Raw genomic sequence first — 13,164 nt, forward strand, 5'->3', positions numbered from 1 at the left:
AAATATAATAAAAATTTAATTTTAATAATTTCAAATAAAAATTATTTTAATTTTAGACTCAATGAAAAATTGAAAAATAATAATGAAATGGGAATTTCATTATAAATTTCATTAATCATTAGTTATCTGATTATTCTTCTGCTTCCTCTTCTTCAGGATTTAAGATATCAGATATGGATTTGCTACCTGCTTTGGTAACAACAGTGTTAATTAAAACAATATCTTCAGAGATAGTGTTTCCTCTTACGGTTTTTCTTCTTTTAACACCATCGCCTATAGGTTTGTAGCCTACTCCACCGGTTAAAAGACTTTTGATTCTTCTAGGACCATCAACGTCTTTTTTCATAGCGAAACCGTTTTTGTCACTACCACCAGTGATTTTTAAAGTGTAGCCATCTAAACCAACGATTTGACCATCGAATTCCTCTCCGATTTTTAAACCGTTTAATTGTTTTCCATCATCAACTTCTAATTGATAACTTAATTCTTTTTCAGATACAACAATTTTAAATGCCAATAAAATTCCTCCTTTTATTTTTCGGAATTTAATCTTTCCTAATCTCTAGTATTTATTCTATAATCTTAATATATGTGAAATCATCATCAAATTATATTGTTAAATGAACTTTCCAGAATCTCATTGAAATATGAACTATGATTTAATCAATATTCAAAAAGACCGAATTTACCCCAATCCGGATCTCTTCTACGCTTGATTTCCAAGATTTCATCAAGGGCCATGAATTCATCTTCATTCAATTTGTCCTTAAACTCTCTTTCCAAAATCTTATAATGCTTTTCAGGAATGTCTACATATAATGTGTCTCCCTCTTCAAAGTCCTTTCCAGCTACAGCATCGTTGATAGCCATAGCAACCCTTTGACCTCTGGAGATTGCAGTCAATGTTTCACCCTTATCTTCCATACTGGCAATGGTACCTACATAGTCACCATTTGCACTCATTAAAGCATATCCTTGTTTAACGGTTCCTGCTTCAACTTCAATACCGCAAATTGCAGGTTTACTTTGCCTGAATATGAGTTTTGGAAGAATCATGAATTTAGCAGGTTTGATGATTGCATCAAGCCATTGCTTTTTCTGAGCTTCTTTTCTCTCTTGGACCCAAGCTTCATAATCTTCAGTGATCTGATAGATTACATCACCTTGGAAGAGCTTAACGCCAGAATTATTTAAATCGTCAAGAGCTTTTGGATGTACCTTTACATTAAATGCAATGATTACACCATGCTCAATGTTTTCATCCTTAGCAATGGATGCATCTATTACATCCCTTTTGTTTACATCACCTATTTCTGCAGACCTAATTGGAATTTCCATTTCCTTAAGCAAGTGAACAACCGCTTCAAGGGAACCTAAAGTGTCTGCCTTAACGAATAAACCTTCATCATCAGTATCAACGGTAATGTCCTCCAATTCCTTCAACAATTCCGCTTCAACATCCTCATCATCATTCAATACTCTAAGAGGAGAACCTGAAACAACATCGTCAAGATTTGGAGCAGCTATCTTGATACCTGCTGCTGCAACAACCTCATCAACCTTTTTGAATTTCTTCTTGGAATCTCTCATCTCTTCAAGAGGGAGAGGCCTTAAGATAGATCTGATTTTGGTTTTTACAACATTGTTTGCATCCATTAAAGCAATTTCATCACCATCACGGAGCACACCATCATAGATAATGCTATCAACGGTCACTCCAAGACCGGTTTCTTCCTTGACTTCCAATACAGTTCCTTTTGCAGGAGCGTCTTCATGGATTTCCAATTGTTCAGTTAAGTATTCCTGAGCAAGACCGAGCAACATTGCAATTAGCTCAATGATACCTTCACCTGATTTTGCACAGATTGGAATGATTGTAATTTGGCTTGCAAAGTCAGTGACTCTGTCAAATCTTTCAGACTGGAATCCTTCCTCATGCAATTTTCCAATGAGCTCATAGATTTTCAAATCCAAATCGGTTTGCACTCTTGGAGCTTGCTCCTTAAAGCTTTCCATAAAGGAAGCGCCTTCATGGATATCCCATCCAAAGATTCTGTCAATCTTATTTGCTACAACGATAAATGGAGTTTTATACATTTTCAATATATTGATTGCCTCATAGGTTTGAGGTTTGAAACCTTCGTTAATGTCAACAATTAAAATAGCCAAATCCGCTAAAGCTCCACCACGTTTACGAAGTGATGTAAATGCAGCATGCCCCGGAGTGTCTACAAAAAACAATCCGGGAATTGTATCCTTAATGGATAATCTGGCTATAAAATCGCCACATATTTCATTAATTGTATCTATTGGTATTTCAGTAGCTCCGATGTGCTGGGTAATACCTCCAGCTTCCCTATCAGCTACAGTACTTCCTCGGATATAATCCAAAAGGGTAGTTTTACCATGGTCTACATGACCTAAAACAGATACAATTGGGGATCTAATCTTCATATAACTCCACTCACAACTAAATAATTCAATTAAATAATTCAATAAATTTAAACAATAATAATTTTAATTCGATTACAGACAACGAATATCCGATTTTTTTAGAAATCCGAATCTATTCGTAAATCCAAGCGTTATCAGACATAGAATAATCACAAATTTCTTCTTCATCGAAGAAAAGAGCAATTTCTCTTTTAGCAGATTCAGGTGCATCAGATGCGTGGATAATGTTTCTTCCAGTATCCATACCGAAATCTCCTCTAATGGTTCCAACATCTGCTTCTTTAGGATTGGTTGCTCCTACCATTTTTCTGATTACAGAAATAGCATCGTCCCCTTCAATAACCATGGTTAAAGCTGGAGCAGAAGTGATGTATTCCACTAAACCGTTGAAAAATGGTTTTTCAGAGTGTTCTCCATAATGTTCTTTTGCTAAATCTTCATCAATTTGTCTTAATTTCATAGCTACGATTTTAAGACCTTTAGCTTCAAAACGGCTTAAAACTTGACCCATTAAACGTCTAGATACCGCATCAGGTTTCATCATAACAAAGCTTCTTTCAATCATTGTTTAACCCATTTAACTTTTCTTGGTACTCTACCAAGTTTGATCATATTTTTTTCACATTTACTACTACAGAAGAAATAGATGGATCCGTCTTTCTTAACGTACATTTTACCGGTACCGTCTTCTATTTCTTTACCACAGAATGAACAAGTTCTCATGTTAAAACACCTTCTTTAAGTAAGATAAGCTCATAATAACCTAAGTTATTAAGGAGTTCTGATCTCCTTAGCTTCTCTGATTGTGTCGAGTAACATTAAAATATCGCCTTCACGTACAGGGCCCATGATATTTCTTGTTAAAATTCTTCCTTTGTCTCTTCCATCGAGAATTCTGCATTTTACTTGCATGATTTCTCCAGTCATACCAGTTCTGTTTAGAACTTCAATAACTTCTGCTGGACTTCCTTCTTCCATATTATCACCTATTAATTATTTTGAAGATATGTATCTTCTAAGGCGCAATACTTATTCTTTAAGTTCTGCAACTTTTTCAACAACTTCTGCTACTAAGTCAGCAGCATCTCCAGCATCTACAATACAAGCGGAAGCAGTTCCAACACTTAAACCAGCAGCTGCACCAACTTTATCTTTGGTTGCTAAGTATACGTAAGGAATTTCTTTTTCTTCAGCGAGAACAGGAATGTGAGCAACGATTTCAGCAGGATCAACATCTTCTGCGATAACGACTAAAGCTGCGTTTCCTCTTTCGATAAATTTAGTTACTTCGTTAGTTCCTTTTGCTACTTTACCAGTATTTTGTGCTACTTCTAAAGCTTCTTCTGCTTTGTTAGCGATTTCTTCAGGTGTGTCAAATTTTACATAAATGTTTGCCATATAATTTACCTCCTTTTTCATCTGGCTTTTTGCCATCCATCGGCAAAATAATTACTATAAAAATCAGTAAAATAATCAAATATCTAAAAATAATCAATTTTGAAATTAAATTTCCATCAATTATAGATAAAACTTTTTAAATATGATACATAAGATTAAATCAATTTGAATCTCTTTAAATATAATATCATAATAAAAAGTTAGCTTAAAGAAGCTAAAAAATATTCAATTATAATTACAGATTTAAAGTTTTAATCTATAACTCTAAATATTATATCCACATCACTAAATAATAAAGCCTAAAATAAAAGTAAAAAATTTTTATTCTAGTTTAATATTTTCAATGAATATTATTAGTTTAAGTAAAATCAGCTAATAATATAAAATTTTTCAATTTAGTATTAATGAAATAAATTCTAGAGAACTAGACATAATAAAATATATTATTTATAGTATATAAATGTTATTAGAAAAATAGGTTTTAGAAGAAAAATAACTAGCAATTTAAGCCAATTATTTAATGATACTTAAAAAAAATAAAAATAAAGAGTTCGTAAAAAGGCGTAAGAAAAAGATAAAAGTAAAAATTACTTAAATCTAGATCCAAATCCGAAAATACTAAACAGCAATCTTATTTGATTGCTAATTTAATGTCTTCAGCTTTTACAGTTTTTCTACCTGCATGGCGTGCAAAGTTAACTGCTTTTTGAGCAATTTCGTTTCCGTATTCTTCGATTGCTTCAGCTAATTCAGCTTTAGCTGCATCAGCTACTCTTTCAGCACCAGCATTTTTTAATATTCTTCCGATAGGAGCGATTGGTAATTCCATATTTAACACCTCAAATTTTTATAATAATAGTTGTATATTTTTTAATATATAAATATATCGATAAAAAGGCTTAAAATTCAAAATCATTTACATATTTCTAGTAAAAATTTATAAAAAATATTAATTATTTTTCAATTCAAATCTTAACAAAAAATATAAAAATAATCCAAAATTCATTAAAAAATATTATACAAAAAGAAAAAACAATAAAAAATATTGAAAAAATCAAAGATTAAAAGAAAAATATTAAAAAAATCAAAAAAAGATTGAATTTAAAAAGAGATAAAATTTAAAAAAATAATAAGAATATGAAAAAAATAATAAGAAAAATAGAAAATTAATCAATTCTCTATCATTATCAGCTTGCCTGTATTGGAATCCTTATAGACTTTTCCCAATTCAGCATACCCTTCTCCTGAACTTGAACTTACATCAGGAGTCTCATTCAACTGCTTGCCTTGATCTATCTCTGTTACCTGCTTCATCGCATTGATAGCATCCTGCCTCTGTTCGGGATTAATATCCTCATTGAATACAATTGCCTGCATGTTCCAGGAAATGACTAGAAACACCAAAAGTCCCACTGCTATTACAAGCATTGCATCCACAAGGTTGGCAACACCAGTCATTGGATCTTCCTCTTCCTCCTCAAAAGCAGTCTTTCGATTAAGCTTAACCATAAAAACATTACTCCTAAAGCTTTCCTATTTTTGTAAGGACAACATCAGTCAAGACATCAATGTTAGCAATGTACTCACTGTACCATCTGCGTCTGATCTTACTGATTACATAAGCCAAAGCACCAGCACCAATACCCACAACAGTGGTGTCAAAAGCAACAATGACAGCATTGGACAAAGTCACAATGTCACCGCTACCTAAAGCAGCAAGACCAGGACCCATAGGAATCAAAGTACCCATCAAACCTAAAGTAGGACCGATACGAGTGATAATATCAGTGTATGATAATCTTTTCTCCAATTTCTTTTCCCTGCTGCTCACTAGTTTCTTTGCAAGTGCTATCCTTGATTCAAGATCAAGATCAGTGTCTGTAATCTCCCTTAAGTCATTCTTCATGGAATTTGGAATCTCTGAAGATTGTACTATATTCAATATTTCATCTTGACTGTTTGCATTTGAGATCTCATTGATTAACCTTTTCATCTCCACATTGGAAACAGTCTTCCTATGCCTGAACTCCCTAATCAATCCACCCAATAGGATTATTGCTCCTATTGCAAACAACAATAGGAAAATGATCACAGGGATTTGAAGACTCTGGCTAACCAAATCCAAAGTAGATGTTAAAATATTAGTGCCAACCATATAAAAATACTCCTCCTAAAAACTATACAATTTTTTGAATAAAAAATTCCATCAATTAAATTAAAACAATACATAATAAAAATACAAAATTATAATTGAAACCATTGTTTAATCAATCGAATCTTTAAAATAATTAGACAAATATTATAATATTAAATTTTATAAATTGCTAATGTAGATAAAACAATTAATAAATCACAATAATCTATTAATTTTAAAATTAAAAAACAAAACTTTTATCCTTTAATTTTAAAATTAAAAAATTAAAAGGAAAGCATTTGCCAAAAAAATAATAAATTTAGAGGTTTATACTAAAATATGAAGCTTAAATTGGTATTTTTTGGCAAACACTCCATCATAAACAAAAATTTTAACTATTCCTCTTCCTCTTTATCCTTCTGACGCTTATAACCAACAAGCAACAACAGCAAAGCAACAATACAAATTAATCCTAATTGGAAATAATCTGAAGACTTGCTAACCACATTGTCATGCTCATCAATCTCATAGGCATTAGGGTTAGCAGCACTGCTTCCACTATCACTAGGACTAGCGACACTAATGCTTGGAGAAGCATCTCCACCAACACCAGGAGCAGCATCATGATCAGAGCCTAAAACAGCATCACTATTAGAATCTGTTCCATTTCCTGAAACATCACCATCATGACTTCCATGACCATAGCCACGAGCATTTCCGCTTCCACTATGAGAAGTACCATTGCCTTCATTATCAGTCCATCCAGAACCACCTGAATCTGGACGATAATAACTAGGAACTAGAATGCTTGGAATCAAACCCTTATGATTCTTCAGCCAATCAGGCAAATCATCCGGATTTAAGGTATTCCTGAAAACACCATCAGTATTGTTACGGATAGTATTGTTGTAACCGGAACCAACTCGAACAGCACGATTTCCACTGGAAGTTTCGGAATTCAGCACATTATTTGCAATGATTGAATCAACAACCATAGAATCTGTGCCTGATAGGGAAACGGCATATCTGCCATTGGTTGTCACATTATTGTACTGGATATTGTATTTATGGTCTCCCTTAGTATTTTGGGAGTAGCTTATTCCATAAATATTGTTGGAACTGCTGTAATTTCCTATGTTGTTCACTATGATTGTATTGTTCCAGATTAGGTCATCTGAATCCTGAACCTCTATTCCTGCAACCAAAGCCCAATAGTGAGTGCTGGCATAACCAGTTACATTTATGAAATTGCTGATCATATAGTTCTGGGTCTGACCATAATAATTCATGGAATAGATTCCACAGTTAGGGCCGAAATTAGCAGTGGTCAGATTATTGTAGGCAATCATAACACCTTTGGAAGGACCATTTACTTGTATCGGATAGGCAGTTCCCATACCTGAACGACCACCGGTAGTTTTGATGTCAATCTTATTGTGGACTATAGTGACATTATTTGAGAAATACAAGTCGATTCCCTGCAAATAATTGTCCTTGCCGTTCTTGCTGTCGAAATCCTCAACATGAATATCATTGCCTTCTATAGTTGAATTGCTGCAATCATAAATCACAAGAGTATCCAAGGTAGGATAGCTACTACCCCCGCCATTTACTGAGGAAAACACCTTATTATTTGAAAATGTCAAATTAGGAGAGGACTGTGCAACAAAAACGCCGACAGACTCCATGCTCACGCCTCCAAAAATATCAAAGGCATAATTAACGGCACGCAAAGGAAGGGATGAATTTATATTATTCCCATAAACCATGGCATTTTCCACCTGGTCTATGAAAATGCAATAATCCCAACCGCCACGCAGATTGTTTCCAACAAAGTTGATGGTGCTGTTTGCAAGAGTGAAATTCTCTATCTTGTCTCCATCACTGCCTTCAGCATAAACGCAGAAGCCAGTAGTAGTCTCTGGAACAGAATAATCCATAGTGCAGTTATAGATAGTGCAGTTGTCACCAAGGACAAGGATTCCTGCATTGTCATTGTCGCCAAATTCACGATTCCATACGAAATTAAGCCCAGCAAGCATTATATTGTTGGACTCAAGACAGAATACAGTGTCCTTCAACAATGAATTGTTTCCGATAATGGTGACATTGGAAGACTTGATATCCAATATTCCCTTATCGTTGAATTCTCCATTGAAGACCAATATTGAATCGGCATAATCATCCTTTAAAAAGCCATCGGCAAAGAAGGAATCCAAATTATCACTATCCACATAATAAACGGAATCAAGAGAATCCTTCAATGAGGATTTGCCATTGCCCGTGCTTTTTAATGATGATTTGGAATCGGCACCATTTGAAGAAGAATCAGAACACAAAACCATTTTTTCATTATCTTCAACACTTTCATCACCCAATCCTAAAACAGGATTATCATCTGCAAGATAATCTAATGAAGGATTATCAAGACTGCTGCCCGTATCAATGATCTCCTCATCAATTGTAGATGATATGTAATCGTCAGCATTATCTGCAGAAACAGAAGAGATGCTGACTAATAAGATTAAAAATATTGAAAATAATAAAACCATTTTATTCGCTTTTTGCATTAGATTTTCCTCTAACTTATCTTTAAAAAGCTTTTCATTAAGCTTTTTTTTCAAATAAATTTTTTCTATGACAAAAAAATTTATTTATTATTCCAACTTGAATATGGATTGGAATAAGAAATAAATTCTCTATGTATAAAAAAATTAAAAATAAGAAGAAAAAAGTGTTAATCTTTTTCTTCTTAAAAAATATTTACTTATTTTTTCACAACAATTTTGACTTTTTTGGTAGCTGCTTTGAAGTATTTGCTTCCTGCGAATTTGACAGTTCCGGTGTAGGTTCCTTTTTTGGTCAATTTGACTTTGAAGGTTGCTACTCCTTTGCTGTTGGTTTTTGCAGTGTAGGTTTTCTTGCCTATTTTAAGGGTAAGTTTAACCTTTTTCAATACTTTTCCTTTGTTGTTCTTAAGGGTTGCAGTTACCTTTTTGGTTTTTGCTTTGACTTTGAAAGTCTTTTTAGCAGCGGTTAATTTTGGAGCTGCCTTTTTGACTGTGACTTTAGCGCTGAGACTGGATGCCTTGTAATCATTGTCTCCTGCAAATTTGATTGTTGCAGTGTATGTTTTTGGTACAAGGGTGTTTACAGCAACGCTTACTTGTCCTTTAGAATTGGTTTTCAAGGTTTTGCTAATAGTTCCTACTTTTACAGTGACTTTCTTGTTAGCCAATACTTTGCCATTTGCATCCTTAAGTGTGATCACTAATTTTTTAGCAACGTTGTAGGTAGCGGTCACTTTAGGTGCAGTGAGCTTGGTTGCAACTTTAGTTGGAGCTGCAGGAGTGTCGTTAGTGCCATTGGTTGCAGGCTCTTCAGTGAAGTTAAAGGTATTAGTGCCAGTGATAGGATTGAATGATTCGTTTCCTTCATAGCTTACAGCAATAGTAACTTCACCGGTCAAACCAGTGATGGTGAATTTACCGTCTTCACCAGTAACATCAGTTTGCTCTTCACCACCATTAACAGTATATTTAACAGTAGCACCAGCAATAGGAGCAGAACTGTTATCAGTTAAAGCAATAACAACAACACCTTTCTCACTAGAACTAATGTCAACAGCACTGTCAACAGCAACAACTTTAAGTTTTGTAGCGTTTAAGTAATTGTGAGCATAGTCATCTACCATAGCAATGTCAGTTGTAGCATCAAAGTCATAATCACAATTTTCAATAGCACAGTAATCAGCTATCTCAACATTTCCAGGAATATCAACTACACCTTTAACATTACAGTTGGTAAATTTACAATCATATAAGTAAATACCATCTTGATCAATAAAGTCACCATTTTTACTAACAATGGAATCAGCAACAATATTATCAAAAGTACAATTAGTTAAAACAACTTTACCATATTTATAAACAGTAAATATTGAATTTGCAATATTAGCATCTTTAAATTCACAATTATCAAAAGTAAAATTATATGTAACACCAAATGGTGTTTCATCCAAATGCTCAATTTCAGCTATGCCTTTTGAAATGTTTATATCTGAATTAACAAAACTACAATTTATAAAGTTGGAATTCATTGTAAAATCTGCAGAATTAATAGTTAAGTTAATAAAAGTCAATACTGTTTCAGGAACCCTAATAGATGTAACTATGGTCTTAAATAAAGTACATACAACATGATCTCCTTGACCTACGAAAGTTATATTTACGCCATTATTCTTACATTTTTTAAATTCATAGGTCCCATCTGCAAGATAAATAACACCATTAATCTGATTATTGATTAATTGATTATATGCTGCTTTTAATTCATCGGTATTTGTTACATATATCTCACTTGATGGTTCATCTCCCAGAATATTTTTTGAGGAAAATTTAAGAATATTTTGGGAATTTATTAATTCTCCAGATGAAATGAGGTTATTTGAATTCACAGGACTATTAAATATGTTATTGGTACCTAAATTAGTTTGGTAGCAGTTAGTGAAGTTATTAAATGAAAATGTGTAATTTCCAGTAAGTTCAACTGTATCTGAAGTAGTTAAAGTATGATTGATAAATGTATTGTTACAGACTATTACTTTAGGTATTCCTTCAGTAATGTTACCTTCTGGGCTGATATAACCTTGACTGTATGCTGCTATTGCTTGACCATTTTTAGCTACATTGTGGATAAAAGTGGAACCACAAACTTTTAATATTCCATTGTTCATTGCGGAAATTGCACCACCAGTTCCAGTTGATGGAGTTTCGTTAGTATGGCCACATAAGTTTTCATTTTCTTCAAAAGTACAATTACAAATGGTAATATTATAAGCAGATCCCCAGTTAGAACATCCAATTGCTCCACCACCAGCACTAGTATGACATTTGTTTTCTTTAAAGATAGAATTACATACGACTAATTTGCTGTATGTATATAATGCTCCACCATTCCAACCTGCCACATTTCCAGTGAAGTTAGTATTATTAATGTAAGTTTGAGCATTGCTATGAGTATGAATTGCTCCTGCCCACCAACCAGCGGAATTATTAATAAATTCAGAATTATTTACATATAAAATTCCACAGTTGTTAATTACACCAGGTTCTACAGTAGCAGAGTTATTGATGAATTTACAATCATCAACATACATTATAACATCAGTAACAGTTCCAGAATTATAATTACTTACAACACCATAGCCTGCAGAAGAATTTGTGATATTACAACCAATAAGGCTCATGGTACCATATGTATTATAAACTACGGAATTATGGCCAGTTGCGGCAGTAATGTTGTAAAAGCTACAATTCTCAAACACATTAGTGCCTGCTAACTCAAGAAGATTATTAACATTCATATTTTTAAATTTAACATTTCTGAAAGTAATTGTTAAATCATTATCAGTATTTAAAAAAGGAACTCCATTATAAGTACCAGTAATGTAACTATTATCAGTACCAATAATAGTAGCACTATTCTCAAAATCAATTTGGCTATTTGCATTATAAATAGTGCCATTTAATGTAATTTCTTTAGAACCAGAAGATTCACATTGAGTTTGTAACTCTGCCCAGTTAGATGCATTAACTTCAGTTCCTCTATTTAATTCATTATTTTGTTTATTAAATTCAACAGCATTTGTATCCTCATTAATCCCTTCTACAGTTGTATCATCAGAAACAGCCAATCCAGTTTCATCCATTGTACTGGAATCACTTATTTCCTCTTGGACTGCATCTACAGCAACATCATCAACAGAATCACTTACGATATCTGTTGAGATGTCTTCTGTTGCACTTGCAGTTCCCATAATACAGCATAGAAGAACTAAGCATATCGCAATATATTTTATTTTCAATAAATCACCTTCTTTAATTACATATCAACCCTTTTATCTATGAAAAGAGCAAATACAGTTTTTAATAAATTCTCACAATAAAACATGAAAAAATTTACAGTTCTTTATGAAAGAACTGTGAAAAAATATATAAATTTTCATGTTATTGGATAAAAACCTATTAAAATTTCGTCAAAAATTCAATTTAAATAAAAATTACTCCAATAATCTTGATAAATTAATTAAAATTTATCAAGCTAGATTAACGATTATTAAAATAAATTTTATTAATACAATCTATATTAGGTAAATTATATAAATCTTTTGATAAGATTTTTAATTTTAAATAATATCTAAAAATACCCGGTTGGTAATTTAAAGGCCCAATAATGATTTTTTCTTAAAATTGTTCCTTCTTTAAGATCCAGTTAGGGTTAAAAAGATTGTTCTATATGTATAAAACAAGTTTACAGTTCTTTCATAAAGAACTGTAAAAACCATCACACCATAAAATAATTCCACTTAAATCCTAAAGTCTTTTCCATCCAAAGAAAAATTTATCACAATGTTGATTTCCTGTTTTTCAATAATCACACAATCATCCTCTTTTTCACACTCCCCAATCCAATCATCAAAGACCATCACATTATGCATAGCACCCATATAAATCTCCTTCAGCTTGATGGGATTTGTCTTCATATACGCCTCACGAACCTTTGACTTTCCTCTTCCCTGCAGCTCATCAACAATATCCGCACTGAGTCCTATATTGCTTGCATGAAACTTACGCAGAGCATGAGACCTAAAAAACCGGTACCTTCCTACAAATCCCATATTAAGCTTATCATTCACATTCTTGAAACTATAGATCAATGAACTGTCAGTAAAAGTCAAAAAGCCTATCATCCAATGACAATCCCTTTCTTGAAATCAGATACTTCACAATATGATGACTTGCTTCAGGAGAGCAAAATGCATAATAGAACTTATTGGTCTTTATCCTCTTAAGATAAAATGCAGGAACAATATCCCTCCTACCAACCAAACAAGATAAAACATCATCAATTGAACCTCCATCATGATACTCATCACTTGCCTTTACAAAATCACCGACAGTAAGGGAAAGGGTTTCTGCCTTGGCACAGCCACTGCTTGAAATGAAAAGAACAAGCGCCCTAAAAGCATTAGAGGAAATGGAACAGACCTTCCTGATGTCACCTCTTGCAGGCAAGTCATAATATGAGGATAGATACTCCTTATCAAACTTAATGTCATTCAAATAGGGCAATTCAATTTCAAAATGCCTATAGAATGTCTTGATTCTGGAAAAATA

General features: G+C 33.0%; 12 protein-coding genes and 1 pseudogene. All 13 read right to left on the minus strand.

The features are described 5' to 3' along the window. Positions 1-130: 130 nt before the first annotated feature. Positions 131-517 carry a 30S ribosomal protein S6e gene (locus VW161_RS07695; RefSeq protein WP_304089088.1) on the minus strand — a complete coding sequence of 129 codons (387 nt, stop codon included), beginning with the start codon at positions 515-517 and terminating at the stop codon, positions 131-133. A gap of 146 nt (positions 518-663) precedes the next feature. Further along, the gene (gene infB, locus VW161_RS07700; protein ID WP_304089087.1) at positions 664-2,454 is read right to left on the minus strand and encodes a translation initiation factor IF-2; all 1,791 of its coding nucleotides are present in this window, start codon (positions 2,452-2,454) and stop codon (positions 664-666) included. Positions 2,455-2,566: 112 nt separating this feature from the next. Next, on the minus strand, positions 2,567-3,019 hold the full coding sequence (ndk, locus tag VW161_RS07705) for a nucleoside-diphosphate kinase (protein WP_295606120.1): 453 nt from the start codon (positions 3,017-3,019) through the stop codon (positions 2,567-2,569). Then, positions 3,016-3,177 carry a 50S ribosomal protein L24e gene (locus VW161_RS07710; protein WP_295606118.1) on the minus strand — a complete coding sequence of 54 codons (162 nt, stop codon included), beginning with the start codon at positions 3,175-3,177 and terminating at the stop codon, positions 3,016-3,018. The genes ndk and VW161_RS07710 overlap by 4 nt, the downstream gene beginning before the upstream one ends. 48 nt (positions 3,178-3,225) lie before the next feature. Then, complete coding sequence (locus VW161_RS07715; RefSeq protein WP_292777638.1) at positions 3,226-3,432, minus strand: 30S ribosomal protein S28e; 207 nt, start codon at positions 3,430-3,432, stop codon at positions 3,226-3,228. Between the two features lie 51 nt (positions 3,433-3,483). Beyond that, on the minus strand, positions 3,484-3,852 hold the full coding sequence (gene rpl7ae / locus VW161_RS07720) for a 50S ribosomal protein L7Ae (protein WP_292777681.1): 369 nt from the start codon (positions 3,850-3,852) through the stop codon (positions 3,484-3,486). 631 nt (positions 3,853-4,483) lie between these two features. Then, positions 4,484-4,681: a histone family protein gene (locus VW161_RS07725; protein ID WP_292788330.1), complete on the minus strand. Its 198-nt coding sequence runs from the start codon at positions 4,679-4,681 to the stop codon at positions 4,484-4,486. A 341-nt stretch (positions 4,682-5,022) separates the two neighbouring features. Beyond that, a complete protein-coding gene (locus VW161_RS07730) occupies positions 5,023-5,361 on the minus strand; it encodes a DUF2149 domain-containing protein (protein WP_304136287.1) in 339 nt (112 codons plus the stop codon). A 13-nt stretch (positions 5,362-5,374) separates the two neighbouring features. Beyond that, entirely contained in the window at positions 5,375-6,007 is a 633-nt protein-coding gene (locus VW161_RS07735) for a MotA/TolQ/ExbB proton channel family protein (protein ID WP_304136289.1), read from the minus strand. 374 nt (positions 6,008-6,381) lie between these two features. Continuing rightward, positions 6,382-8,538: a hypothetical protein gene (locus VW161_RS07740; protein WP_304088050.1), complete on the minus strand. Its 2,157-nt coding sequence runs from the start codon at positions 8,536-8,538 to the stop codon at positions 6,382-6,384. Between the two features lie 215 nt (positions 8,539-8,753). Further along, positions 8,754-11,852, minus strand: a complete 3,099-nt coding sequence (locus tag VW161_RS07745) for a hypothetical protein (protein ID WP_325192876.1) — start codon at positions 11,850-11,852, stop codon at positions 8,754-8,756. Between the two features lie 501 nt (positions 11,853-12,353). After that, the gene (locus VW161_RS07750) at positions 12,354-12,725 is read right to left on the minus strand and encodes a hypothetical protein (protein WP_304136299.1); all 372 of its coding nucleotides are present in this window, start codon (positions 12,723-12,725) and stop codon (positions 12,354-12,356) included. Beyond that, a pseudogene (locus tag VW161_RS07755) lies at positions 12,712-13,164 on the minus strand (integrase); the annotation flags it as partial. The pseudogene VW161_RS07755 and the gene VW161_RS07750, both read right to left, overlap by 14 nt.

Source organism: Methanobrevibacter ruminantium, from assembly GCF_016294135.1.
Lineage (GTDB): Archaea > Methanobacteriota > Methanobacteria > Methanobacteriales > Methanobacteriaceae > Methanobrevibacter > Methanobrevibacter ruminantium_A.

Coding starts and splice junctions, on each gene's coding strand:
- VW161_RS07740 (WP_304088050.1), bottom strand. CDS start 8,538: ATGGTTTTATTATTTTCAATATTTTTAATCTTATTAGTCAGCATCTCT.
- infB (WP_304089087.1), bottom strand. CDS start 2,454: ATGAAGATTAGATCCCCAATTGTATCTGTTTTAGGTCATGTAGACCAT.
- ndk (WP_295606120.1), bottom strand. CDS start 3,019: ATGATTGAAAGAAGCTTTGTTATGATGAAACCTGATGCGGTATCTAGA.
- VW161_RS07735 (WP_304136289.1), bottom strand. CDS start 6,007: ATGGTTGGCACTAATATTTTAACATCTACTTTGGATTTGGTTAGCCAG.
- VW161_RS07725 (WP_292788330.1), bottom strand. CDS start 4,681: ATGGAATTACCAATCGCTCCTATCGGAAGAATATTAAAAAATGCTGGT.
- VW161_RS07730 (WP_304136287.1), bottom strand. CDS start 5,361: ATGGTTAAGCTTAATCGAAAGACTGCTTTTGAGGAGGAAGAGGAAGAT.
- rpl7ae (WP_292777681.1), bottom strand. CDS start 3,852: ATGGCAAACATTTATGTAAAATTTGACACACCTGAAGAAATCGCTAAC.
- VW161_RS07710 (WP_295606118.1), bottom strand. CDS start 3,177: ATGAGAACTTGTTCATTCTGTGGTAAAGAAATAGAAGACGGTACCGGT.
- VW161_RS07715 (WP_292777638.1), bottom strand. CDS start 3,432: ATGGAAGAAGGAAGTCCAGCAGAAGTTATTGAAGTTCTAAACAGAACT.